The sequence below is a fragment of the Acidovorax sp. SUPP2825 genome (assembly GCF_030158995.1).
In the GTDB taxonomy this organism is placed as follows: Bacteria; Pseudomonadota; Gammaproteobacteria; order Burkholderiales; family Burkholderiaceae_C; genus Paracidovorax.
Genome location: NZ_BQXK01000009.1, coordinates 91,912 through 116,069 on the forward strand (window position 1 = coordinate 91,912; position 24,158 = coordinate 116,069).

Here is a 24,158-nt window from a genome sequence, read left to right on the forward strand (position 1 = left end):
CCGAAAGTGACTAATCCCCTTCTCATCGATGTCGGCCGGCTGCGTGTAGGCATGTACATTCAGCTCGATCTGGGCTGGATGAACCACCCTTTTCCGGTCAGCAGTTTCCGCATCGCCTCGCCGGAGCAGATCAGTACCCTCGCCGCCCTGGGCCTGTCCCAGGTGCGGTGGATTCCTTCCAAAAGCGATCCGTCGGTGCAGGGCCTGTTGCCGCCCGGCCATCCTTCCGCCCCCGATCCCGTGACCGAAGCCGCCCGGGCGCCCGTGGAGACAGGGCCTTCGATCGCCCAGGCCTCCATGGCGGAGTTCCGCGAGCGCATCAAGGCGCAGAGCCGCTCCCTGGCCGCCTGCGACGAGCGCTTCGCGCGCGCTACGCGGGTGTACGAGCGCCTGGCCACCAGCGCCGAGCAGGACCCTTCGGAGGCGCGTGCCTCCACCAACGCGCTGGTGTCCAGCTGCGTGGATGAACTGCTCGACCAGGGCGACTCCGCCATCCGCCTGCTCTCCGAGCGGGTGGGCACGCGCGCGGCGCTGCATTCGGTCAACGTGATGGTGCTGTCGCTGCTGCTGGGCAAGGCCCTGGGCCTGTTAGGCGACGACTTGCAGCCCCTGGGCGCCGCCGCGTTGCTGCATGACCTGGGCAAGATCACGCTGCCGCCCCATGTGGCCCAGCCGCATTCCGCACTGGGCCCGGCCGACCAGGCCCTGTACGAGGCGCATGTCGGCGAATCCGTCGTGCTGGCAGAGCGCATGGGCCTGAGCACCGCCGTCATCGAAGCCATCGCGCATCACCATGAAATGGCCGATGGCACGGGCTTTCCGCTCCAGCTCAAAGGGGCCGACATCTCCCGCGGAGGGCAGGTGCTGGCCCTGGTCAATTACTACGACCGGCTGTGCAACCCGCTGCGGGGCGCCAACGCGCTGACCCCGCACGAGGCGCTGTCGGTGATCTTCGCGCAGCACAAGCACCGTTTCGATGCCGTGGTCCTGCGGGCCTTCATCCGCATGATGGGCGTGTACCCGCCGGGCTCGATCGTGCAGCTCGTGGACGACCGCTACGCCATCGTCACGGCCGTGAACTCCGCCCGCCCGCTGCGGCCCAAGGTGATCGTGCACGAGTCCGGCGTCTCCAAGGACGATGCCCTGGTGATCGACCTGGAAGACCAGCCGGCGCTGGGCATCCGCCGCAGCCTGCGGCCCGCGCAACTGCCGCGCGATGCGCTCGACTACCTGTCGCCCCGCAAGAGGATCTGCTACTACTTCGAACGGGCCGTCGACGCCGCGCCGACCGGGGCCCGGACGTGATCCGCGGTCCGCAAGGCAGCGTGTGGCGCGCCGTGTTCGACGGTTTGCTGGAGGCCGTGTGGCTGGTGGAGCCCGAGGGGCTCACGGTGCGCTTCGCCAATCAGAGCGCGGCCGCGCTGCTCGGGCGCTCCCCCGAAACCATGGAAGGTGCGGACGCCGTCGAACTGCTGGCCTGCACGCCGGAAGACCTGTACTTCTGGGCGCAGGACCGCGATGCGCTGATGCGCGGCATCCAGTCGCATTCCGGCCTGCTCGGGGGCGATGGCCAGTTCATTCCGGTGGACCGGCGCGTGTCGCGCGTGGATTCGCCCGCGGGCGAGGCACTGCTGCTGGTGACCATGATCGATCGCCGCGAGCAGGCCTCGACCGAGCGCGAGCTGGAAATCCTGCTGTCCGAATTGCGCGCCACGCTCGACTCCGCGGCCGATGGGATTCTGGTGTGCGACATGGGCGGGCGCATGCGGGCCTTCAACCAGCGGCTGGCGCAGCTGTGGGACATGCCCGAGAACCTGCTCGTGCAGCGCAACGACGCCGCCGTGGTGGCCCACATGCAGCAGCAGGTGGCCAATGCCGATGCCTACCGGGCGCGGTTGTCGTCCATCGCGCTGGAGCCGGGCCGCGAGACCACCGACATCCTGCACCTGCTCAACGGCACCATCATCGAGCGCCGTTCGGTGCCGCAGCTGAGCCAGGGCCGGCCCGTGGGTCGGGTGTTCTCGTTCCGCGACGTGACGCTCAACGCCGAGGCGCAGGCCAGCCTGCGGCTGGCCGCGCGGGTGTTCGACTCCAGCCTGGACGCCATCTTCATCGCCGACGATCGGCACCAGATCGTGCGCATGAACCCGAGCTGCGAGCGGCTGATCGGCGCGCCCGCGGTCGCCTTGCAGGGCGTGCCCGCGGTCTCGCTCTTCGGAGCCGAGGGCGCGCAGCCCGGCTGGATGGAACACGTCCTGGCGGCGTGGGAGCGCGACGGCTTCTGGGAGGGCGAGCTGCGCCTGCCCGAGGGCGGCGCGAACGGGGCCGCGCGACGGGCCTGCGCGGTGCACCTGTCGTGGGTGGTGCTGCGCAGTGAGACGGGCAATGCGCTTCAGAGCATCGGCTTCATGCGCGACCTCACGCAACAGCACGCGGCCCGCACGCGCATCGAGGAACTGGCCTACAGCGACGTGCTCACCGGCCTGCCCAATCGGCTGCGCCTGTCGCGCCGCGTGGGCGAAGCCATCGACGCGATCCAGCAGGGACCGCGCCCGGACGCCGGCACCTTCGCCATCCTGTTCGTGGACCTGGACCGTTTCAAGATCATCAACGACTCCCTGGGCCACCTGTTCGGCGACCGCGTGCTGCAGATCGTGGCCAAGCGCCTGCAGGGCTGCCTGCGCCAGAGCGACATGCTGTGCCGCCTGGGCGGCGACGAGTTCGTGGTGTACCTGCACGGGGGCGATGCCGCGATCGCCGAAGGCGTGGCGCGCCGCATGCTCGAGGACATGCTGCGGCCCTTCATGCTCGACGGCATGGGGTTTTCCATCCAGTGCAGCATCGGGGTGGCGCTGTACCCGCAGGACGGCGAGACGCTGGACGACCTCATCAAGCAGGCCGACACCGCGATGTACCGCGTGAAGGAGCGTGGCCGCGGAAGCTACGGCTTCTACCAGCCGCAGATGAATGCCGACCTGCTGTCGCGCATGAAGCTCGAACACGCCATGCGACAGGCCCTGGGGCAGCAGCGCATGGTGGTCCACTACCAGCCGCAGGTCGCCATGGCGACCGGCAGCGTGGTGGGCGCCGAGGCGCTGCTGCGCTGGACCGATCCGGAACTGGGGCCCATTTCGCCGGGCGTTTTCATTCCGCTGGCCGAAGAGTCCGGCTACATCATCACGCTGGGTTCATGGGTCATGGAGCAGGCCGTGCAGGAGGCCGCGCGCTGGATGCGCTCGGGCTCGCCGCTCGTGATGGCCGTCAACGTGTCGGCGCTGGAATTTCGCCAGCCCGATTTCGTCGATCGGCTCACGCAGCTTTTGCTCAAGCACGGGCTGCCGGCCTCGCTGCTCGAACTGGAGCTGACCGAAACCATCCTGCTGCAGGACGCGCAGGAGATGGAGCAGCGCCTGCAGGCGCTCGCCGAGCTGGGCATCGGCCTGGCCATCGACGATTTCGGCACGGGCTATTCCAGCCTGGCCTATCTGAAGAAGCTGGCGATCCACAAGCTCAAGATCGACCAGTCGTTCGTGCGGGGCCTGCCGGACGACGACGGCGACCGCGCCATCATCAATGCCATCGTGCACATGGGGCGCGCGCTGCACATCGAAGTGGTGGCGGAGGGCGTGGAAACCCAGCAGCAGCGCATGGCGCTGGAGCAGATGGACTGCCGTTATTTCCAGGGGTATCTGTGCGCGCCGGCGATGCCGGCCGAAGCCTTCAGAAACCTGCTGGCGAGCCGCCAGAGCTATTCGTGGGGACTGTCGACGCCGGCGTGAAGACCGCCGGGCCGCGGGGGGAAACAGGTGTCTGCGAATGCCACCGGACCGGCATCCTGAACCGGGGGTTCAGGTGGGCGAGGGCAGCCAGGCGTTGGGTTCATCTGACGCGAGATGATCACGCTCACCGGGCAATGTACCAAGCCCGTGCTCAATGAGCATTGGTTCAAGGAAATATAAAGCCCGGCAGCACCGCAGACGTCTCCATTGTAGGCGCTGCATCCACGGCGCGCGAGCGGCCGTTGCGTAACGTTTCTTAAAGAAGGCGGCCGTCGTCGCCGAGCGCATCGTCCAGGCGGCGCAGCAGCAACTGCATCTGGCCGGACGGGTCGCCCGCCAGCGAGGCGTGAGAGGCGTGCGATGGCGCCAAGCCATCGGCGGATTGCGGACCGGCGGCCGGGGCCAGTGGCGCGGGCTCCGTCGGGGCTGCGGCCTGGGCCTGCGCAGCGGAGGCCAGGTCGGCCTCTTCGCGGTCGGCGATCTCGAAGGCCAGGTTGAGCGCCGCCAGCACGGCGATGCGCTCGCGGGCCCGCACCTTGCCGGCATCGCGGATGCGCGTCATCGCGGTGTCCACGCGTTCCACGGCCTGCAGCAGGCGCGATTCGTGGCCCTCGGGGCAGCCCAGCAGATAGCTCTGCTGCATGATCTGGACTTCGATCTGCTTCATTCGGCGTCCTTCGAGGGGGGCGTCGCGGGCAGGCTCTCCAGCAGCGCGTCCACACGGGCGCGGGCGGTGTTGAGCCGGGATTTGAGCGAGTCTCGCTCCTGGGTGAGATGGACCACCTGGGCGGTCAGCAAGGCATTGGCGCGTTGCAGTTCCGCATGGCGCAACAGCAGCCGCTCCACGCGTTCGGCGATCTGGTCGATGGGGGAGGATGGATCCATACAGCCGCGATTGTAGGGTTGGCGCCACCACCCGCCCATCCGGCGGCGTTTACAGGCTGCAACACCCGTAAAATCCACGGGTTGGTGCTCGCAGCATGGTTCGCATGCTGCAGTTCAACGGGAAGCAGGAAGGTTGCGTTCGCCAGAGCGCGCCGTGCCTGCGCTGCCCCCGCAACGGTCAGCGGACGAGTCGGCCCTTTTCTTCGACTCACTCTCCAGCCATGAGCCACTGGACGCCTTGAACAAGCGCCTGGGAAGGCGCTGGAGGGCGCTCCGCCAGCCCGGATACCGGCCAACAACGTGGCCGCGCTTGGGACTGCCATGGTCCTGAAGGCGCGGCTGTTTCGCCCAATGCCGGCGGGGAAGCCGGCGCGGGGATGTTTGCCAGTCTGTCTGTTTCCATGAAAAAGCCCTTGTTCCCCGCGCGCGCCGCTGCCATTGCCGCCGCCGTGCCTTCCCCTTCTTCGCCCCTGCGGCCTGCCGCCCTGGCCGTGTCCCTGGCCCTCGCGTTCGCCGCCGCACCCGCCGCCCACGCGCAGGATGCCCCCGTGCTGTTGGCGCAGAACCAGCGCGTGCCCTCCCTGGGCGAAACCGTGGTGGCTGCCACGCGCACGCCCCAGCCGCTGGCCGACCTGGTGGCCGATGTGTCCGTGCTGGACCGCGAGGCCATCGAGAACAGCGGCGCGACCGGCCTGGCCGACGTGCTGGCCCGCCTGCCCGGCGTCGAGATGGTCCGCAACGGCGGCCCGGGCAGCGCCACCAGCCTGTACCTGCGTGGTGCCGAGACGCGCTTCACGGCCGTGTACATCGACGGCGTGCGCATGGATTCGCAGTCCACCGGCGGCGCGCCGTGGGAGGCCATTCCGCTGGCCGTCATCGATCGCATCGAGGTGCTGCGCGGCCCGGCCGGCGCGGTGTACGGCTCGGACGCCATCGGCGGCGTTGTGCAGATCTTCACGCGCCGGGGCGAGGCCGGCACCGCCCCCTACGTGGGCGTCGGCGTGGGCAGCCAGGGCACCTACAAGGCCGAGGCCGGCGTGAGCGGCGCCACCGGCGCGGTGGACTACGCCGTGGGCCTGGCGCGCGAGACGAGCCAGGGCTTCAACGCCCGCACCGTCGCCACGCAGAACCCCGACAAGGACGGCTATCGCCGCACGTCCGGCAACGCCCGGGTGGGCCTGCAGATCGATGCAGTCCACCGCCTGGAAGGCACGCTGGTGGCCAGCGAGATGAACTCCGGCTACGACACCCTGCCGCTGGGCAACGACGACCGCAACCTGCACCGCATGCACGCCCTCGGCCTGAACTGGGCCGCGAAGTGGAGCCCGCAGTACACCACCCGCATGTCGGTCACCGACTCGCGCGACCGCTACGAGACACGGCCTTCCGTGTACCTCTCCGACACGCGCCTGCGCGGCTACCTGTTCCAGAACGAATGGCGCCAGGGCTCGCACCTGGTGACGGCGGCCCTGGAGCGCCGCGAGGACCACCTGGAGAACGCGCCCATCGACCGCAAGCGTTCGCAGGATGCGCTCGCGCTGGGCTACGGTTTCAATGCCGGCGGCCACACGCTGCAGTTCAACGTGCGCCACGACTCCGACAGCGAGTTCGGCGGCCAGAACACCGGCAGCGCCGCATACGGCTATGCCATCACGCCGCAGTGGCGCGCCACCGCGTCCGTGGGTACCTCGTTCCGCGCGCCCACGCTGTACCAGCGCTTCAGCGAATACGGCCTGGCATCGCTCAAGCCGGAAGAGGGCCGCAATGCCGAGGTGGGCCTGCGCTGGGCCGAGGGCGCCGGCACCTTCTCGGCCGTGGCCTACCGCAACCGCGTGAAGAACCTCATCGTGTTCGGTGGGGCGGGCGGCTGCCCGTCCAATTTCGGCTGCTATGCCAGCACGGCGCGCGCCAAGTACGACGGCGTGACGCTGTCAGGCTCGTACAAGGTGGCCGGCGTACAGTTGCGTGGATCGGTGGATTTCCAGAACCCGCGCGACGAAGACACGGGCCGGCTGCTGGCGCGCCGCTCCAAGCGCCACGGCACGCTGGGAGCCGACACCCAGATCGCCGGCTGGACGCTGGGCACCGAAGTGCAGGCCTCGGGCCGGCGCTTCGACACTGCGGCCAACACCACGGTGCTGGGCGGCTACACGCTCGTCAACCTGTATGCCAGCACGCGCATCGCACGCGACGTGACGCTGCTGGCGCGTGTGGACAACCTGGCCGACAAGGATTACCAGCTGGCCCGCACCTACGCCACTGCGGGGCGCACGTTCTATGCGGGCCTCAAATGGGCGCCGCAATGACCGCGGCGCGGCCAGCGATGAAGAACCCATGAGGGCGAGGGGAGAAGCAGCGCGAGAAGAAGAAGCGGCTGGCATGGCGGGCAGCGTGGGCTGTCCCGCCATCGCCATCGCCGCACCCGCGTCCGGCCAGGGCAAGACCACCGTGACGGCGGCGCTCGCGCGGCTGCACGCGCGCCAGGGGCGCCGGGTGCGGGTCTTCAAGTGCGGCCCCGATTTCCTCGACCCCTGCTGGCACCAATTGGCCAGCGGCGCTCCGGTGCACCAGATCGACCTGTGGATGACCGGCGAGGCCGACATCGCGCAGCGCCTGCATGCCGCCGCGCGCGAGGCCGACCTGATCCTCATCGAAGGCGTGATGGGCCTGTTCGACGGCGCCCCCAGCCTGGCCGATCTGGCGCAGCGTTTCGGGCTGCCGGTGCTGGCGGTGGTCGATGCGTCGGCCATGGGCGCCACGCTGGGGGCCGTGGTGCACGGCCTGCGGCACTACCGCGCGGGCCTGCCATGGGCCGGCGTGCTGGCCAACCGCGTCGCCACCGAACGCCATGCCGACCTGCTGCGCGCAGGTCTCAACGATCCCGCGGACTGGCTGGGCGCGCTGCCGCGCGTGCAGCGGGATGCCCAGGACGGTGCGACCAAGCCTTCCGCCTCCGTGCGGGCGCGGGCTGGCCTGCTGCCCGAGCGGCACCTGGGCCTGGTGGCCGCGCACGAGCTGGCCGATGGCCTGGCGCGGCTGGACGCCGCGGCCGATGCGCTGGCGGCCACGCCGCTGGGCCGCCTGCAACCGCACGAACTGCAGCGCTGGGCCGTGCGCTTTGCCGCGCCCGAGCGGCCCGAGCCCGTGCCGCCGCTGCTGGAGGGCCGCACGGTCGCGGTGGCGGACGATGCGGCGTTCTGCTTCATCTACCGCGCCAACCTGGACACGCTGGCGGCGCTGGGCGCGCGGGTGGTGCGGTTTTCGCCGCTGGCCGATGCCGCGCTGCCGCCGTGCGATGCGCTCTGGCTGCCCGGCGGCTACCCCGAGCTGCATGCCGACCGCATCGCTGGCCACACCGGCATGCAGGCCAGCCTGCGGGCGCACGTGCAGGCCGGCCGCGCGGTGTGGGCAGAATGCGGCGGCATGATGGCGCTGTTCGAATCGATCACCCTGGCCGACGGCCAGCACCGGCCCCTGTGGGGGCTGCTGCCGGGCCGCGTGGCCATGCAAAAGCGGCTGGCGGCCCTGGGGCCGCAGCAGCTGGACGTGGATGGTCACGTGCTGCGCGGCCACACCTTCCACTACTCCACCTGCGACAGCCCGGCCCCGGTGCGGGGGCGCACCGAGCGGCCCGCGCACGCGGGGCCGCCCGGCCCGGGCGAGGCGCTGTACCGCCACGGCAGCATCCACGCGAGCTACTTCCACGCCTGGTTTCCGTCGAGCCCGCGCGCGGTGGCGGCCCTGCTGGGCGCCGGCCCGGATGCGCCACGGGGGGCGGCATGAGCGGCCCCGGCCCCATCGCCGCCAGCGAGCTGATCCTGGGCGGCCAAAAGAGCGGCAAGTCGCGCCGCGCCGAGCTGCTGGCGCGCCAGTGGCTGGCCGATTCGCCCACGCACCGCGCGCTGCTGATCGCCACCGGGCAGCCCTGGGACGACGAGATGCGCGAACGCATCGCGCGCCACCAGCGCGACCGCGCCGAGCGCGTGCCCGGCCTGCGCACGCTGGAAGAGCCGCTCGACCTGGCCCGCGCCATCGCCCGCCACGGCAGCGCCGACACGCTGATCGTGGTGGACTGCCTCACGCTCTGGCTCACCAACTGGCTCATGCCGGCCCCGGCCCCAGCGCCGGTCTCGGAGGGTTTGGAGCCAAATCAGCCTCCAGCGCATGATTGGCTAGGGCAGTGCGCTATGTTTTTAGGAGCAATCAGCCAGTCCCCCGGCCCGGTGGTGCTGGTGGGCAACGAGATCGGCCTGGGCGTGATTCCCATGGGCCGCGAGGTGCGCGCCTTCGTCGATGCACTGGGGAGCCTGAATCAGCGCGTGGCCGAGGCCTGCCAGCGCGTCACCCTGGTCGCGGCGGGCCTGCCGCTCACGTTGAAGGACACGCCATGACGCACCGCTTCTTGCAACGCCTGCGCTGCCATGCCGCTCGCCGGTGGCCCGTGGGCCTGGTGTTGGCGGCTTTCGTCTGGATGGCCGGTGTCACGGCCGCGCAGGCTTTCGAGGTGACCGACGCGCGCGGGCGCACCGTCGCATTCGCCCAGCCGCCGCAGCGCATCGTGAGCCTGCTGCCCTCGCTGACGGAGAGCGTGTGCGAGCTGCAGCAATGCCAGCGCCTGGTGGGCGTGGACCGCTACTCCAACTGGCCCGAAGCCGTGCAGCGCCTGCCGCAACTGGGCGGCGGCATCGATCCGAACATCGAGGCCATCGTGGCCCTGCAGCCCGACGTGGTGCTGCTGGCCACCAGCTCGCGCGCCAGCGACCGGCTGGAGGCATTGGGCCTGAAGGTGGTGGCGCTGGAGCCCAAGACCCATGCCGACGTGCGCCGCGTGCTCGCCACGCTGGGCCAGCTGCTCGGCGTGCCGCAGGAGCAGGGGGCCGACCGGCTGTGGCGCGTGATCGACGCCGGCGTGCAGGCCGCCACGCAGTCGCTGCCGGCCCGCGCGCGCGGGGCCCGCGTGTATTTCGAGGTGAGCCGGGGGCCGTATGCGGCGGGCACGGCCTCGTTCATCGGCGAGACGCTGGCGCGCCTGGGCGCGCGCAACGTGGTGCCGCCCGAGTTGGGCCCGTTCCCGCGGCTGAACCCCGAGTTCGTCGTGCGAGCGCGGCCCGACGTGATGATGGTGGGCAACCGCAGCATGCAGTCCATGGCGATGTACCCGGGCTGGAACAGCCTGAAAGCCGTGCGCGAGCAGCGCGTGTGCCTGTTCGGCCCCGGCGAGGCCGACGTGGTGGTGCGCCCCGGCCCGCGCATGGCCGAGGCCGCGCGCATCATGGCGCGCTGCCTGGCGGACAAGGCGCCATGAGCGTGCCCCGGGACGGCGCACCCGCCATGCCATCGTCATCGCCCATGCCATCGCAGCCCGTGCCGGCGGCCTCGCATGCCGCGCAGCCCGGCCCCGGCCCGCGCCGCGCCGCGTGGCTGGGCGCCTGCCTGCTGGTCGCCAGCGCGCTGCTGCTGGTCGTCGGCGCCTGCGTGGGGAGCACGGGATTCGACAGCCTGCTGCGCATGGGCCAGGACCCGGTGGCCTGGCAGATCGTGTGGGAGATCCGCCTGCCGCGCACGCTGGGCGCGTGGCTGGCCGGCGCGCTGCTGGGGCTGGCGGGCGCTGTGGCGCAGGGCCTGTTCCGCAACCCGCTGGCCGATCCGTACCTGCTGGGCTCGGCCTCGGGCGCGGCGCTGGGCGGCGCGCTGGCGATGGTGGTGTTCGGCGTCTCGCCCATGGCGGCGCAGTGGCTGGCGCGGCTGGGCGTCACCGGCATGGCGTTTCTCGGCGCGGCCGGCGCCGTGGCCCTGACCCTGGTGCTGGCGCGCGGGGTGCAGCACACGCTGCGCCTGCTGCTGGCCGGGGTGATCGTGGGCGTGGTGCTGGGCGCGCTGCGCGACCTGGTGGAACTGGCCTCGCCGGACATCCTGCAGGCCATGCAGGCCTTCACGCTGGGCAGCACCAGCTTCGTCGGCTGGGTGGCCTGCGCGCTCATGGCCGGGGCGTGGGCGCTGTGCGGCATCGCCGCGTGGACCCTGGCGCGCGCGCTCGACGGCCTGACGTTGGGCGAGGCCACGGCCGCCAGCCTGGGCCTGCCGCTGGCGCCCATGCGCGCGGGGCTGGTGGCGGCCATGGCGCTGGCCACCGGCACGGCCGTGGCGCAGACCGGCCTGATCGCCTTCGTGGGGCTGGCCGCGCCGCACCTGGTGCGCTCCATCGTCAAGGTCACGCACCAACGGCACATCGTGCTGTCCAGCCTGATGGGCGCGGCGCTGCTGCTGGCGGCCGACATCCTGGCGCGCTGGATCCTGGCGCCGCAGGAGCTGCCCGTGGGCGTGCTCACCGCGGCGCTGGGCGGCACCTACCTGCTGTGGCTGATGCACCGGCGCTCCATGCAGGGCCATTCGCTATGAAAAGCATAGCAATCGAGGCAATCAACATCGCGGCACACATCGGAAATGCCCCGGTATTGAACGGCGTGGACCTGGCCGTGCCCGCCGGCCGCTGGACCAGCGTGGTCGGCCCCAACGGCGCCGGCAAGTCCACCTTGCTCAAGGTGCTGGCGGGCCTGCTGCGCGGCGCGGCGGTGTCGGGCCGGGTCGAACTGCTGGGCCGGCCCCTGGCCGCCATGCCGGCCCGCGAGCGCGCCTGCCGGCTGGCCTGGCTGGGGCAGAACGAGGCCTCGGCGGACGATCTCACAGCCTACGACGTCGCCATGCTCGGGCGCCTGCCGCACCAGCGCTGGATGGCCCCGGCCAGCGCCGCCGACCATGCGGCGGTGGAGCAGGCCCTGCGCACCACGCAGGCCTGGGACTGGCGCCACCGGCCGCTCGGGCAACTGTCGGGCGGGGAGCGCCAGCGGGTCCTGCTGGCGCGCGCGCTGGCCGTGCAGGCCGAGGTGCTGCTGATGGACGAACCCCTGGCCAACCTCGATCCGCCGCACCAGGCCGACTGGCTGCACGCCATGCGCGCGCTGGCGGCGGGCGGCGGCACGGTGGTGAGCGTGCTGCACGAGGTGTCGCTCGCGCTGCAGGCCGACGACATGGCCATCATGGACCGCGGCCGCATCGTGCACCATGGCGCCTGCGCCGATCCGGCCACCCACGCCGCGCTGCAGGCCGTGTTCGACCAGCGCATCCAGGTGCAGCAGGTGGCGGGCCTGTGGGTGTCGCTGCCGCGCATCGACTAGGGCCGGCCGGCGTCCCGACCACCGCTTTCGCCCCTTTTTTTCGAACGACTTCCGAGACATTGCGCATGCAGATCGAAACCCCTCCCGCCGAACGGCGCTCCGAAAAACCCGACGGCGAGCGCCGCGGCATCGTGCTGGTCAACACCGGCAACGGCAAGGGCAAGAGCACCGCCGCGTTCGGCCTCGCCCTGCGCGCCCACGGGCGCGGCAAGCCGGTCAAGATCTTCCAGTTCATGAAGGTGCCCACCGCGCGCTTCGGCGAGCACCGCATGTTCGAGCAGCTGGGCATCCCCATCGAGGGCCTGGGCGACGGCTTCACCTGGAAGAGCCGCGACATCGACCAGTCGGCCGAACTGGCCCGCGCCGGATGGGAGCGCGCGCGCGCCGCCGTGCTGGGCGGCGAATTCTTCCTGGTGGTGCTGGACGAGATCACCTACCCGCTCATCTACGGCTGGCTGCCGCTCGACGAGGTGCTGCAGGTGCTGCGCGACCGCCCGCGCCATGTGCACGTGGTGCTCACCGGCCGCCGCTGCCCGCCCGAGGTGATCGAGTTGGCCGACACGGTGACCGAGATGGGCATGGTCAAGCACGCGTTCCAGGCCGGCGTGCCGGCGCAGCGCGGCATCGAGGATTGAGCCCCGCCGACCGCCCCCGCGCCACCATGCCATCCCCTACGTCGCCCATCGACATGGCGCAGGGCGCCGCCTTCTCCGCAGAGGAGCGCGCCGCCGTGTACCGCACCATCCGCGAGCGCCGCGACATGCGCCACTTCGCGGGCGGGCAGGTCGCGCCCGAGGTGCTGGCGCGGCTGCTGGAGGCCGCGCACCACGGCCCCAGCGTGGGCTTCATGCAGCCCTGGCGCTTCATCCGTGTGGCCGATGGGGCGCTGCGCGGGCGCCTGCACGCCTGCGTGGAGGCCGAGCGCCTGCGCACGGCCGAGGCGCTGGGCGTGCGCGGCGCGGAGTTCCTGCGCCTGAAGGTCGAGGGCCTGCGCGATGCGGCCGAGTGCATCGCCGTGGCGCTAGCCGATGGGCGCGAGGCGCACGTGTTCGGCCGCCGCACGCTGCCGCAGATGGACCTGGCCTCGGTCGCCTGCGCACTGCAGAACCTGTGGCTGGCCGCGCGCGCCGAGGGGCTGGGCATGGGCTGGGTGTCCATGTTCGACCCCGCTGCCGTGGGCGCACTGCTGGGCCTGCCGCCTGGCGCCGAGGCGGTGGCGCTGCTGTCCATCGGCCCGGTGCACGGCTTCTACGAAGAACCCATGCTGCAGCAGGAGCGATGGGCGCGCCGCGCGCCGCTTCACACCGTGGTGTTCGACAACGCCTGGGGCCAGCCGGCGCCCTGGCTGGCGGAAGGCGCTGCCGAGGACCCGATGCCGGCCGCCGGCGAAAAGGGCCCCCGTTGATGGACGCCGCCTGGGCCCTGGCCCTCGCGCCCGCCGCGGCAGTGCCGTTTGCGCTGGCCATCGACCGGTGCTTCGGCGAGCCGCCCGTGGCCGTGCACCCCGTGGTCTGGATGGGCCGCGCGCTGCAGGCCGGCGGCGACCGGGTGGCGCCCCGCGCGCCCACTGCGCGCGACTGGCGGTCTTTCGGGCTGGCAGCGCTGCTGTGGTGTGCGCTGGCCGCCGTGGTTTTGATCGTGTCGGCGGTGCTGCAATGGGCGGTGCTGCGCCACGCGCCGCCATGGCTGGCCGCGGTGCTGATGGCGCTGCTGCTCAAGCCGCTGCTGGCCTGGCGCATGCTGCGCGACGAGGTGCTGGCGGTGGAAGCCGCCCTGGCCGAATCGCTGGAGGCCGGGCGCGCACGCCTGGCGCGCCTGGTGAGCCGCGACGTGCAGGTGCTCGACGCGGTGCAGGTGCGCGAGAGCGCCATCGAGTCGCTGGCCGAGAACCTCAACGACTCCGTGGTCGCGCCGCTGTTCTGGTTCGCGCTGCTGGGCCTGCCCGGCGCCGCGCTCTACCGCTTCGCCAACACGGCCGATGCCATGTGGGGCTACCCCGGCATGCGCGGCGGGCGTTACTGGCAGTGGGCCGGCAAATGGGCGGCGCGCGCGGACGACGCGCTGTCGTGGCTGCCGGCGCGGCTCACGGCGCTGCTGCTGCGAGCCATCGCCGGCGGCCCGCACTGGCGCGTGCTGGCGACCGAAGCGCGCCGCACGCCGTCGCCCAACAGCGGCTGGCCCATGGCCGCCATGGCGCTGGCCCTGGGCGTGCGCCTGGCCAAGCCCGGCGTGTACACGCTCCACCACGAAGGGCGGGGCGCTGACGCCCGCGACACGCCCCGGGCGGCAGGCTGGGCATCGAAAGTGGTCGTTGCCGGCGGATTGATTGCCCTGGTTGCTCACTTTTCAATAGCATTGTGGGTGCTGCAATGGATGTGACGGCGCACGCCCCCCTGCATGGCGGCCCGGACGCCCTGGGCGTGCCGCTGCACGACTTTTCCACCAACAGCAACGCCTGCGGCCCGTGCCCCGGGGCGGTCCAGGCGCTGCGCGAAGCCGATGCCCGGCATTACCCCGACCCGGCCTACACCGCGTTGCGCGAGCGCCTGGGCGCCTTCCACGACGTGGCGCCGGCGCGCATCGTGATCGCGGGCAGCGCGAGCGAATTCATCCATCGCATCACCGCCTTCGCCGCCCGGCGGGGCGAGCGGGCCGTGGCGGTGCCGGCGCATGGCTATGGGGACTACACGCGCGCGGCGCAGGCCTTGGGGCTGGATGTGCGGCGCGCCGCGCCCGGTGCAGGCCAGGCAGGCACCGGACTGTTCTGGGCGTGCGATCCCTCCAGCCCGCTCGGCACGCCCGACCTCGAGCTGGCCGCCTGGGGCCGGCCCGGAGCGCAAGACGGCGCACTGCGCGTGCTCGACTGTGCCTACGCCCCCCTGCGCCTGGAGGGTGCCGCCCCCCCCATGCCCGCCAACGCTTGGCAGTTGTGGACGCCCAACAAGGCCCTGGGCCTGACCGGCGTGCGCGCGGCCTACGCCATTGCGCCGCAGGCGCAGCCGCCGCAAGACCTTGCCGCGCTGCAGTCGCTGGCGCCATCGTGGCCCATCGGCGCCCACGGCGTGGCGCTGCTCACGGCATGGACCCTTGCCTCCACCCAGCGCTGGCTGCGCGACAGCCTGGACACGCTGCGCGCGTGGAAGGCGCAGCAGCAGGCGCTGTGCGAATCGCTGGGCTGGGCCGTCTTGCCCGGGAGCCTGGCCAACTACTTCGTGGCACGGCCTGGGGTGCAGGACTTGCCTGCTGCATTGGCAGCCTTGCGCGAGGAAGGTATCAAGCTGCGGGACTGCGCGTCCTTCGGCTTGCCGGGGCAGGTGCGCCTGGGCGTGCTGCCGCCGGATTCCCAGCAGGCGCTGCGCCAGGCCTGGATCGGCTGACTGCCGCTACCATCCCCGCCTCACCCGCGACCGCTCGAAGGAAGCCGCTCCGCCATGCGCACCATCACCGTCAGCCGCTACGTCACGCCCCTGCGTGAGGGCGGCTCCATGCCCGCCGTCGTCGAGGGCGACGACCTGGGCCTGTACGTGCTCAAGTTCCGCGGTGCGGGGCAGGGCGTGCGGGCCCTGCTCGCCGAGATGATCGCCGGGGGCATCGCCCGCGCGCTCGGCTTGCCCGTTCCCGAAATCGTTCTGGCGCAACTCGACGTGGCCCTGGCGCAGACCGAGCCGGACCCCGAGATCCAGGACCTGATCCGTGCCAGCGGCGGCCTGAACGTGGGGCTGGACTACCTCTCGGGCGCCGCGAACTTCGACCCGGCGGTGGATGCGGTCTCGGACGACTTCGCCTCGCGGCTGGTGTGGTTCGACACGCTGGTGGGCAACGTGGACCGCACGGCGCGCAACACCAACCTGCTGGTGTGGCACCGCAACCCGTGGCTGATCGACCATGGCGCGGCGCTCACTTTCCACCATGCCTGGAACGGCACGGTGGCCCTGCCCGCCAAGCCCTTCGCCCCCATTGCCGACCACGTGCTGCTGCCCCGCGCCACCGCGCTGGCGCAGGTGGATGCGGAACTGGCCGCGCGCCTCACGCCCGCGGTGCTGCAGGGCGTGCTGTCCGAGGTGCCCGATGAATTTCTGCAACTGGCCGGTGCCGACCACGCCGACGGCCCGTTGACCGCGCCCGGCACCCACCGGCAGGCCTACGCGGATTACTTCGCCGCACGGCTGGCCGGGCGCGGCGCCTGGCTGAAAGGAGCGATCGATGCACGCGGCTGATGTGTACGACTACGCCATCGTGCGCGTGGTGCCGCGCGTGGAGCGCGAAGAATTCATCAATGCCGGCGCCATCCTGTCGTGCCAGCGCACGGGCTTCCTTCAGGCCGCCATGGCACTGGACGAGGCGCGGCTGCTGGCCCTGGACCCTGCGGCCGACCTGGACACGGTGCGCCGGCACCTGGCGGCCATCGTCGCCATCTGCGCGGGCGACACGGGCTGCGGGCCCATCGCGCAGATGCCTTACCGATCGCGCTTTCACTGGCTGACCGCGCGGCGCAGCGGGATCATCCAGACCTCGCCGGTGCACACCGGGCGCTGCACCGATGCGGGCGCGGCGCTGGAGCACATCATGGACCGCATGGTCCGGCCGTTGCGTGCGATGGGTTGATGGGGTGAAGGCGCCGCACCCCGCCTCAGCCGGCGCTGTCCGGTAATGTGAAGTCGAACCGGTAGGCGTGCGCCCCGTCGGCGGCGACGTCGATGGTCATGCGACCTTCCAGGCCGGTGAGCGCGTCGGTGCCCGAATCAGGCACCACTGCGATGCGCTGCTCTGGCACGCCGCGCGCCATGGTCGAGCTGTGCTGCAGCACGAAGCTGCCCGGGCGTCCTGCCAGGCTGCCATGCACGGTTTCCATCGCGACGTAGCCGGCCGATCCTGCGGTGGCGCTGCGAAAGGCCAGCATCTCGCCCGTGCTCGTGGCGTCCAGGCTGCCGTGGAAGCGCTTGTCGAGGGACATGCGGAGAAGGCCGCTGGTGCTCGCCGTGTCGCTCAGTGGGTGGGGCGCGGTTTTGACGTCGAAGGGGCCGGTGATGGAATCGGAAATCATGGGTTGTCTCGCGGGTGGAAGCGGCCTGCCCGCTGCAGGAACGCGCAGGGAGGGCAGGGCCTGTCGGTGGAAACGAAGCCGCTATTGAACCGCAAGAACGTGCAACGCGGTTCGGGCCATGCTGGCCGCGAGCCGGGCATGCGGGTCGGGGGACAATACGGCTCCTTCGCCAATCGAACTGCGCCGTGCATTCCGCCCCTTTCGCCTTCGTTGCTCCTCGCCCCACCGCTCCGCTTTTTCCGTGTCCGCTGTTCTGCCGCCGCTGTGGCCGCAGCGCACGGGCCGGGCGCTGACATGGCGGCGCGCTGCGTCATGGTGCTGGGCACCACTAGTGGCGCCGGCAAGAGCTGGCTGTCCACGGCCCTGTGCCGCTGGTACAGCAACCAGGGCCTGAAGGTGGCGCCGTTCAAGGCGCAGAACATGAGCAACAACGCGCGCGTGGTCGCCGGGCCGGGCGGCGGCCACGGCGAGATCGGCAGCGCGCAGTATTTCCAGGCCCTGGCGGCGCGTGCCGAGCCCGATGTGCGCATGAACCCGCTGCTGCTCAAGCCGGAGGCCGACACCCGCAGCCAGGTGGTGCTGATGGGGCAGGTGAGCGAGGAGCTGTCCGCATTGCCCTGGCGCGGCCGCAGTGCGCGCGTGTGGCCGCAGATCGCCGCCGCGCTCGATGCGCTGCGCGCCGAGAACGACGTGGTGGTGATCGAAGGCGCGGGCTCGCCGGCCGAGATCAACCTGCAAGCGAGCGACGTGGTCAACCTGCGCGTGGCGCGGCATGCGGGCGCGAGCTGCCTGCTCGTCACCGACATCGACCGGGGCGGCGCGTTCGCCCACCTCTACGGCACCTGGGCCCTGGTGCCGGAGGATGAGCGCGCGCTGATCCAGGGCTTCGTGCTCAACAAGTTCCGGGGCGATGCGGCGTTGCTGGCGCCTGCGCCCGAGATGCTGCAGCAGATGACCGGCGTGCCCACCGTGGCCACCATCCCCATGCAGTGGCACCACGGCCTGCCCGAGGAAGACGGGGTGTTCGACGATGCCGCGCGCGCCAGCGGCGTGGTGCACACGACCATCGCCGTGGTGGCCTACCCGCGCATCAGCAACCTCGACGAATTCCAGCCCCTGAAGGCCGTGCCGGGCGTGCGGCTGCTGTGGGCCCGCAGCCCGGCCGACGTGGCGGGGGCCGACTGGATCGTGCTGCCCGGGTCCAAGGCCACGGCGGCCGACCTGGCCTGGCTGCGCGCGCAGGGGCTGGACGCCGCCGTGGCCGCGCATGCGGCGCGGGGTGGGCGGGTGCTGGGCATCTGCGGCGGCCTGCAGATGCTGGGTGAGGCCCTCATCGACACGCACGGCGTGGACGGCAACGCGGCGGGCCTGGGCCTGCTGCCGCTGGTGACGGCCTTCGAGCCCGTCAAGACCGTGCGCTATACCCGCACCGCGTTCGGCGCCGCGCAGGGCGCCTGGCAGGCGTTGGCCGGCACGGCGGTGCAGGGCTACGAGATCCACCACGGCCAGACCGCGCAGCATCCGGCGATGGCCGCGGCGGGCGACGTGGCGCATGCCGTGATCCCGGGCCTGGCATGGCAGAACGCGCGCGGCAACGTGCTGGGGTTGTACCTGCACGGCCTGTTCGAGGACGCCGGCATCCTGCGCGCGCTCTTCGGGGCCGACGCACCCACGCTCGACGCCGTGTTCGACAGGCTGGCGAGCGGGGTGGATGAATGGTTCGACGAGGAATGGAAACGCCGCGTCTTGCAGTAGGGACGGATGGAAAAAAGCCCGCACGGGGCGGGCTGGGACTTTTTATGGCTGGGTGTCGACGTTCAGCGCAAGTAATGGCCGTAGTCGTACTGGCCTGCCGAAAAAACGGTCGTGACTTCGAACTCCGCCGGGTTGTAACTTTGCGAACTCGGGCCCGCCTGGCTGTAGCTGGGCTGCTCTTCGTCCGAATCGTCGGCAACCATCCGTGCCGCCACTTCGGCGCGATGCTGCTCGACGAGCCTGATGGGACTTGTCAGCTTCCGCCGTACATCGTCAGGTCCGATGAAACCGCGATTCTGAACCAGATAGTCCGTTATTTTCCGGTTGAGTTTTTCGCAGGATCTGACGACGCTTTTCATGCCTTCGTGGCCCGGGTATTGCACGGCATGTTCCAGCAGATTTGCAATCGTCTCCTGCTGCTGGCGCAACTGCTGTGCCGTGGATCGGATCGCGGCATGTCCGGACTGCAACGGCGAGCGGGGCGCCATGGCCCCACCCGCGCCGGCAGACCGCCGGCTGGGGCCGGCGTAGGGAGAGCCCTGTGGCATCGGAGAACGGTTACCCGGTGTTTGAGCGGGTGTATTGGTCGCCCACGTATGCACGGGGCTAGAGTTGCGTGAGGTGGAGTTGATGCATCCCATTGGATCACTTGAAAAGAGTTGGACAGACCCGAATGTTGATATTCTTTCCATTGGTCGGAATTTCCACTGCGTAGGATATGGCGATTTTGCGAAGCAATTCGGGTAACTGATCGCATCTTCACCAGGGTAGCCCGGTGCAGGTCGTTCGCCCCGATGCAACCGTGCTGCGATGACCGCTTCGCGCGCCTTGATTGAATCTGTCCGAGCCGTCGCTATCCACTTGCCCCTGATTTATGAGCAACACCGCTGATCTTCCATCCGTTGAAACCCTGTCCGACGAGGCGTTCGCTGCCTGCCTGCAGCACCTGCTGGACCACAAGGCCAAGCCGCTGGGTGCTCTGGGCCGGCTGGAGTCGCTGGCGCTGCGCATCGGCCGCATCCTGGGCACCGAGGCGCCCGAGCTGCGCCAGCCGCAGATGCTGGTGTGCGCGGCCGACCACGGCCTGGCGGCACGCGGCGTGTCGGCCTTTCCGAGCGATGTGACCTGGCAGATGGTGGAGAACTTCCTGTCCGGCGGCGCTGCGGTGAGCGTGCTGGCGCGCCAGCACGGACTGGACCTGACCGTGGCCGACTGCGGCGTGGCGCGCCCCATCGCCCCGCGCGACAGCGCACCGGGGCAGCCGCGCCTGCTCAGCCACTGCCGCGTGGCGGCCGGCACGGCCGATGCGTCGGTGGGCCCGGCGATGACCGCGGGCCAGTGCGCCCAGGCGGTTGCCAACGGGTGCGAGATCGTGCGCGGCTTGCCTGGCAACGCGCTGTTGCTGGGCGAGATGGGCATCGGCAACACATCGGTCGCCTCGCTGCTGCTGTCGCGCCTGTGCGGCCTGCCGATCGGCGACTGCACGGGCGCGGGCACCGGCCTGGATGCCGAGGGCGTGGCGCGCAAGCGCGCGGTGCTGCAGCAGGCGCTGGAGGCCAATGCCGATGCCACCGGGCCCTTGCAGGCACTGGCCGCCCTGGGCGGGCTGGAGGTGGCCACCCTGGTGGGCGCGGTGCTGCAGGCCGCCAGCGAGCGCCGGGTGATCGTGGTGGACGGCTTCATCACCAGCGCGGCCGTGCTGGTGGCCAGCCGCCTGGCGCCCGCCGTGCTGGAGCGCTGCGTGTTCGCCCACCGATCGGGCGAGCGGGGCCACACGCTGCTGCTGGGCGAACTGCAGGCCGAGCCGCTGCTGGACATGGGCCTGCGGCTGGGCGAGGGCTCGGGCGCTGCGCTGGCCTGGCCCCTGCTGCAATCGGCCTGCGCCGTGCTGCGCGAGATGGCGAGCTTCGAATCGGCGGGGGTCGCCGGCAAGGTGTGACCCGGGCGGCGCGCGTGCCGGAAAGCGTGCCCGGGCCTACCGGGCCGCGGGCCGGGCCAGCGCGACGAAGTTCTGCACGAAGGGCGAACGGTCGCCCTCGCGGTGGGCGACGGCCAGGCTCACCAGGGCCGACTGGCTGCTGAGCGACCGGTAGGCCACCCCCTTGAAGGCCAGGTGCCGCATGGAGGCAGGCACCAGCGCCACGCCCAGCTCGGCGGCGACCAGCGCGAGGATCGACACGATCTGCGGCGCCGTGGGGCCCAGTTGCGGCTCGAAGCCCGCCGCGCGGCAGGCCGCCACCGAGGCATCGAACAGGCTGGGGCCGAGCGGCCGGGGCGTGAGGATGAAGGGCTCGCCGCGCAACTTCTGCAGGTCGATGCGCGGGCCCCTGCGCGAGGCGGCGTGGCTGGCCGGCAGTGCCACGATCAGCGGCTCGTCCGGATAGCGGTGAAAGTGCAGGCCCTTGGCGTCCAGGCCGTCCGGGCGCAGGATGGCGATGTCCAGCCGCCCGTCGCGCAGCCGCTCCACCAGGGTGAGGGAGTTGCCCTCGTCGATCCTGAGTTCCACCTGCGCGAATCCGCGGCGGTACGAGCGGATGGCCTGCACGACCACGGGATTGAGCGCGGACGAGCCGGTGAAGCCCAGGTGCAGCACGCCCGCCTCGCCGCGCGCCGCCCGCTGCGCTGCGCGCACGGCGTCGAAGGTGCGCGCCGGCAGGCCGCCCACGCCTTCCAGGAAAGCGCGGCCCGCGTCGGTGAGCTGCGCGCCGTGCGGCACGCGGTGGAACAGCGGCACGCCCACCTCGGCTTCCAGGTCCTTGATCTGCAGGCTCAGCGGCGGCTGCGCGATGCCCAGGCGCGCCGCGGCCCGGGTGAAGTTGCCTTCCTCGGCCACGGCGATGAAGTAGCGGATGTGGCGCAGTTCCATCGGATATCTGAAATAAGTATGGTGATGAGATGAATCATATATTGGACATATATGAGGGAAGCGCCTAGATTCCAGCGCTGGCTGCCTTTCGGCGCAGCGCCTTTCCCTTGCCGCCTTGCTCTGCTGTCCATCGTTCGACCCATGCCTTCGTTGACCGCTTCCCCAGACCTCGCCCCGCCTTCCGCCATGCCCCTGGCCGAACCGCCCGCAGCCCGATCCACGCCGCCGGGCACGTCCGCTTCGGGCTGGATCGCGCGCGGCTCCGCGGATTACCGGCGTGCCGCCGCGGCGCTGTTCCTGGCGGGCTTCGCCAGTTTTTCGCTCATCTACTGCGTGCAGCCGCTGCTGCCGGCGTTTGCCCGATCGTTCGGCATCAGCCCCGCGCAGAGCGCCTTGCCGCTGTCGCTGACCACCGGCCTGCTGGCCGTGGCGATCGTGCTGGCGGGGGCGTTTTCGCAGGCGCTGGGGCGGCGCGGGTTGATGTTCGCCTCGATGGCGCTCGCCTCGCTGCTGAACATCGCCGCGGCCATCGTGCCCAGCTGGCACGGCCTGCTGGTGGCCCGCGCGCTGGAAGGGTTGGTGCTGGGCGGCGTGCCGGCCGTGGCCATGGCCTACCTGGCCGAGGAGATCGACCCGCGCCATCTGGCGCACACCATGGGCCTGTATGTGGCGGGCACCGCGTTCGGCGGAATGATGGGGCGCGTGGGCATGGGCGTGCTCACCGAATGGGTGAGCTGGCGCGCCGCGCTGGGCTGCCTGGGCGCGCTGTGCCTGCTGTCGGCCATCGGCTTTCTCGTGCTGCTGCCGCGGTCGCGCCACTTCACGCCCCAGCCCGGGCTGCAGATCCGCTACCACCTTCGGGCCTGGGGCGGCCACCTGCGCCACCGCGGGCTGCTGCGGCTGTTCGCCATCGGTTTTCTGCTGACGAGCATCTTCGTGACGCTGTTCAACTACGCCACGTTCCGCCTGTCCGGCGCACCCTACGGCCTCAGCCAGACGCAGATCAGCCTGATGTTCCTGGTGTTCGGCTTCGGCATCGTGTCCTCGTCCGTGGCGGGCCGGTTGGCGGACCGTCTGGGGCGGCGCGGGCTGCTCGCCGCGGGCTTCGCGTTCATGCTGGGCGGCACGCTGCTCACCCTGTCGCCGTCGCTGTGGGGCGTGTTCGCGGGCATCGCGCTGGTGACCACCGGCTTCTTCATCGGCCACTCGATCGCCAGTTCATCCATCGGCCCGCTGGCCGGGCTGACCAAGGGGCACGCGGCATCGCTCTATCTCTGGTTCTACTACATGGGTTCGAGCGTGGTTGGATCGGTGGGCGGATGGTTCTGGCAGCACGGCGGGTGGCCGGCCATCGTGGGGCTGACGGGCGCGCTGGCGGTGCTGGGCATCGGAATGTCGGCTGCGGGGCCGCGGGGGACCGGGGCGAAGGCGTGAACCGGGCGGCGATGGCAAGTCGCCGCCATTTTGCGGCCGGAACGCTTCAGTTCACGAACCACCGCCCGTTGCCGTCGCTCAGCAGGAAGTATTTGAAGGCGCCCTGCAAGGTACTGCCGATGCCGTTGCCGCTGAAGCTTGCATTCACGATGGTGTCCGCGCCCGAGGCCTGCAGGATGACCGACGCGCCGTTCTGTGGATCGAGGGTGATGATGGTGAGCGTCTGCCCCGCCACGTTCGCGGGGGGCAGGTTCAGCGTGCTGCCGCCCTGGGCCGCGTAGTACACCCCTCCGGTCGGGGTGCTGGGCACGGTGGAGCCCGATGTCAGGGTGCCGCCCTGTACGAGTTGTCCGGGCTGCACCCAAACGCCGTCCGAGCGCAGGTAGGTTCGGGCTGCGGCGGAGGCACCCCCCTGCAATTTGGACACGCTCACCGCATCGTCGGCCAGCTTGACGTTGGTCACCGCCGAGTCCAGCAGCTTGAGCGTGGAAATCGCCTGGTCGGCCATCTTGCTGGTGGTGACGGTGCCATTCGCCACCTTGCTGGTGGTGATGGCATTCACGGCAATGTTGGAGTTGGCCACGGTGAGGTTGGCGATCTTGTTGCCGGTGATGGCGCCGTCCGCGATGGTGAGCGCGCCGGCACTGCTCAGGCTCGCGTCTCCCGTCAGCGTGACGGGCGCCTGCGGGCTGAAAGGCGCGGACGATGACGTCACGGTGATCTGCCCGCCGGCCGTGCCGTTGGCATACCCCTCGCCCGTGGCACCTGTCGACCCGGTCGCTCCCGTCGCACCGGCGGCGCCTGTCGGCCCTGCGGCACCGGTCGCTCCCGTGGCGCCGGCAACGCCGGCGGTGCCCGCAGGTCCTGTGGCACCGGTGGCACCCGCCGTGCCGGTGGCACCCGTGGCGCCGGTGGCACCCGTGGAGCCTGCGGCGCCGGTGGCGCCGGTGGCCCCTGTGGCGCCTGCGGCACCGGTCGCCCCTGTAGCGCCGGTCGGGCCTGCGGTGCCTGTGGCGCCTGTCGCGCCGGCCGGGCCTGCGGCCACGCCTGCTGCACAGGGCCCCAGCGCGCCCGTGGTGGTTTCAAAGCACAGCACCGTGGCCACGGGCGTCCGTGTGGAGAGGGTGGGCAGGAAGACGCCGCCGCCATCCTGCACGCGCAGTCCCTCTTGCGTCCCATTGGCGCTGCGCACCACGAAGCCGCCTGCCGGGGCACGGTGA

Annotated in this window: 23 protein-coding genes and 1 riboswitch; of the genes, 17 read left to right on the forward strand and 6 right to left on the reverse strand. The window is 71.2% G+C overall.

Annotated elements, in window-relative coordinates; all coding sequences use genetic code 11:
* Positions 1 to 6: 6 nt before the first annotated feature.
* Both AVAK2825_RS13145 and AVAK2825_RS13150 read left to right on the forward strand, forming a co-directional pair.
* Positions 7 to 1,305 (forward strand): cyclic di-GMP phosphodiesterase, encoded by a 1,299-nt coding sequence (locus AVAK2825_RS13145; protein WP_284399248.1) that lies wholly within the window; start codon positions 7 to 9, stop codon positions 1,303 to 1,305.
* Positions 1,302 to 3,779 carry a sensor domain-containing protein gene (locus AVAK2825_RS13150; protein ID WP_284399251.1) on the forward strand — a complete coding sequence of 826 codons (2,478 nt, stop codon included), beginning with the start codon at positions 1,302 to 1,304 and terminating at the stop codon, positions 3,777 to 3,779. The genes AVAK2825_RS13145 and AVAK2825_RS13150 overlap by 4 nt, the downstream gene beginning before the upstream one ends.
* A gap of 256 nt (positions 3,780 to 4,035) precedes the next feature.
* Here the strand turns inward: AVAK2825_RS13150 and AVAK2825_RS13155 are convergent, their stop codons facing one another.
* On the reverse strand, positions 4,036 to 4,446 hold the full coding sequence (locus AVAK2825_RS13155; RefSeq protein WP_284399253.1) for a cell division protein ZapA: 411 nt from the start codon (positions 4,444 to 4,446) through the stop codon (positions 4,036 to 4,038).
* Positions 4,443 to 4,664 (reverse strand): DUF904 domain-containing protein, encoded by a 222-nt coding sequence (locus AVAK2825_RS13160; RefSeq protein ID WP_272548299.1) that lies wholly within the window; start codon positions 4,662 to 4,664, stop codon positions 4,443 to 4,445. The genes AVAK2825_RS13155 and AVAK2825_RS13160 overlap by 4 nt, the downstream gene beginning before the upstream one ends.
* Before the next feature lie 66 nt (positions 4,665 to 4,730).
* A riboswitch (cobalamin riboswitch) is annotated at positions 4,731 to 4,975 on the forward strand.
* A gap of 90 nt (positions 4,976 to 5,065) precedes the next feature.
* On the opposite strand from AVAK2825_RS13160, the gene AVAK2825_RS13165 reads away from it, so the two are divergent.
* The 12 genes from AVAK2825_RS13165 to AVAK2825_RS13220 all read left to right on the forward strand — a co-directional run bounded on the left by AVAK2825_RS13165 (position 5,066) and on the right by AVAK2825_RS13220 (position 16,444).
* A complete protein-coding gene (locus tag AVAK2825_RS13165; RefSeq protein ID WP_284399257.1) occupies positions 5,066 to 6,970 on the forward strand; it encodes a TonB-dependent receptor domain-containing protein in 1,905 nt (634 codons plus the stop codon).
* Positions 6,971 to 7,043: 73 nt separating this feature from the next.
* Complete coding sequence (locus AVAK2825_RS13170) at positions 7,044 to 8,447, forward strand: cobyrinic acid a,c-diamide synthase CobB (RefSeq protein WP_284399259.1); 1,404 nt, start codon at positions 7,044 to 7,046, stop codon at positions 8,445 to 8,447.
* Positions 8,444 to 9,055 (forward strand): bifunctional adenosylcobinamide kinase/adenosylcobinamide-phosphate guanylyltransferase, encoded by a 612-nt coding sequence (locus AVAK2825_RS13175; RefSeq protein WP_284399261.1) that lies wholly within the window; start codon positions 8,444 to 8,446, stop codon positions 9,053 to 9,055. Before AVAK2825_RS13170 ends, AVAK2825_RS13175 begins: the two co-directional genes overlap by 4 nt.
* A gap of 80 nt (positions 9,056 to 9,135) precedes the next feature.
* Complete coding sequence (locus AVAK2825_RS13180) at positions 9,136 to 9,969, forward strand: ABC transporter substrate-binding protein (RefSeq protein ID WP_502870536.1); 834 nt, start codon at positions 9,136 to 9,138, stop codon at positions 9,967 to 9,969.
* Positions 9,970 to 10,013: 44 nt separating this feature from the next.
* The gene (locus tag AVAK2825_RS13185) at positions 10,014 to 11,063 is read left to right on the forward strand and encodes a FecCD family ABC transporter permease (protein ID WP_284399554.1); all 1,050 of its coding nucleotides are present in this window, start codon (positions 10,014 to 10,016) and stop codon (positions 11,061 to 11,063) included.
* Positions 11,060 to 11,839, forward strand: a complete 780-nt coding sequence (locus tag AVAK2825_RS13190) for an ABC transporter ATP-binding protein (protein ID WP_284399267.1) — start codon at positions 11,060 to 11,062, stop codon at positions 11,837 to 11,839. Before AVAK2825_RS13185 ends, AVAK2825_RS13190 begins: the two co-directional genes overlap by 4 nt.
* Positions 11,840 to 11,904: 65 nt before the next feature.
* A complete protein-coding gene (gene cobO / locus AVAK2825_RS13195; protein WP_272564138.1) occupies positions 11,905 to 12,474 on the forward strand; it encodes a cob(I)yrinic acid a,c-diamide adenosyltransferase in 570 nt (189 codons plus the stop codon).
* Positions 12,475 to 12,500: 26 nt separating this feature from the next.
* Complete coding sequence (bluB, locus tag AVAK2825_RS13200; protein ID WP_284399272.1) at positions 12,501 to 13,244, forward strand: 5,6-dimethylbenzimidazole synthase; 744 nt, start codon at positions 12,501 to 12,503, stop codon at positions 13,242 to 13,244.
* The gene (gene cbiB / locus AVAK2825_RS13205) at positions 13,244 to 14,218 is read left to right on the forward strand and encodes an adenosylcobinamide-phosphate synthase CbiB (RefSeq protein WP_284399275.1); all 975 of its coding nucleotides are present in this window, start codon (positions 13,244 to 13,246) and stop codon (positions 14,216 to 14,218) included. The genes bluB and cbiB overlap by 1 nt, the downstream gene beginning before the upstream one ends.
* Positions 14,209 to 15,216 (forward strand): aminotransferase class I/II-fold pyridoxal phosphate-dependent enzyme, encoded by a 1,008-nt coding sequence (locus AVAK2825_RS13210; RefSeq protein ID WP_284399278.1) that lies wholly within the window; start codon positions 14,209 to 14,211, stop codon positions 15,214 to 15,216. Before cbiB ends, AVAK2825_RS13210 begins: the two co-directional genes overlap by 10 nt.
* 54 nt (positions 15,217 to 15,270) lie before the next feature.
* Complete coding sequence (locus tag AVAK2825_RS13215; RefSeq protein WP_284399280.1) at positions 15,271 to 16,056, forward strand: HipA family kinase; 786 nt, start codon at positions 15,271 to 15,273, stop codon at positions 16,054 to 16,056.
* Positions 16,043 to 16,444 carry a DUF3037 domain-containing protein gene (locus AVAK2825_RS13220; RefSeq protein ID WP_284399283.1) on the forward strand — a complete coding sequence of 134 codons (402 nt, stop codon included), beginning with the start codon at positions 16,043 to 16,045 and terminating at the stop codon, positions 16,442 to 16,444. The genes AVAK2825_RS13215 and AVAK2825_RS13220 overlap by 14 nt, the downstream gene beginning before the upstream one ends.
* A 25-nt stretch (positions 16,445 to 16,469) precedes the next feature.
* Here the strand turns inward: AVAK2825_RS13220 and AVAK2825_RS13225 are convergent, their stop codons facing one another.
* A complete protein-coding gene (locus tag AVAK2825_RS13225) occupies positions 16,470 to 16,883 on the reverse strand; it encodes a DUF3224 domain-containing protein (RefSeq protein WP_284399285.1) in 414 nt (137 codons plus the stop codon).
* 294 nt (positions 16,884 to 17,177) lie between these two features.
* Here AVAK2825_RS13225 and AVAK2825_RS13230 point away from each other — a divergent pair, with 294 nt between their 5' ends.
* Entirely contained in the window at positions 17,178 to 18,638 is a 1,461-nt protein-coding gene (locus AVAK2825_RS13230; protein WP_284399558.1) for a cobyric acid synthase, read from the forward strand.
* A 62-nt stretch (positions 18,639 to 18,700) separates the two neighbouring features.
* Here the strand turns inward: AVAK2825_RS13230 and AVAK2825_RS13235 are convergent, their stop codons facing one another.
* Positions 18,701 to 19,126: a hypothetical protein gene (locus tag AVAK2825_RS13235; protein WP_284399288.1), complete on the reverse strand. Its 426-nt coding sequence runs from the start codon at positions 19,124 to 19,126 to the stop codon at positions 18,701 to 18,703.
* Between the two features lie 386 nt (positions 19,127 to 19,512).
* Between AVAK2825_RS13235 and cobT the strand changes: the two genes are divergently transcribed.
* Complete coding sequence (gene cobT / locus AVAK2825_RS13240; protein WP_284399290.1) at positions 19,513 to 20,577, forward strand: nicotinate-nucleotide--dimethylbenzimidazole phosphoribosyltransferase; 1,065 nt, start codon at positions 19,513 to 19,515, stop codon at positions 20,575 to 20,577.
* A 36-nt stretch (positions 20,578 to 20,613) separates the two neighbouring features.
* Here cobT and AVAK2825_RS13245 read toward each other — a convergent pair whose 3' ends face one another.
* Complete coding sequence (locus AVAK2825_RS13245) at positions 20,614 to 21,504, reverse strand: LysR family transcriptional regulator (protein WP_284399293.1); 891 nt, start codon at positions 21,502 to 21,504, stop codon at positions 20,614 to 20,616.
* A 186-nt stretch (positions 21,505 to 21,690) separates the two neighbouring features.
* Here AVAK2825_RS13245 and AVAK2825_RS13250 point away from each other — a divergent pair, with 186 nt between their 5' ends.
* The gene (locus AVAK2825_RS13250) at positions 21,691 to 22,938 is read left to right on the forward strand and encodes an MFS transporter (protein WP_502870537.1); all 1,248 of its coding nucleotides are present in this window, start codon (positions 21,691 to 21,693) and stop codon (positions 22,936 to 22,938) included.
* 46 nt (positions 22,939 to 22,984) lie between these two features.
* On the opposite strand, the gene AVAK2825_RS13255 is transcribed toward AVAK2825_RS13250, so the two are convergent.
* On the reverse strand, positions 22,985 to 24,130 hold the full coding sequence (locus AVAK2825_RS13255) for a hypothetical protein (protein ID WP_284399299.1): 1,146 nt from the start codon (positions 24,128 to 24,130) through the stop codon (positions 22,985 to 22,987).
* Positions 24,131 to 24,158 lie beyond the last annotated feature (28 nt).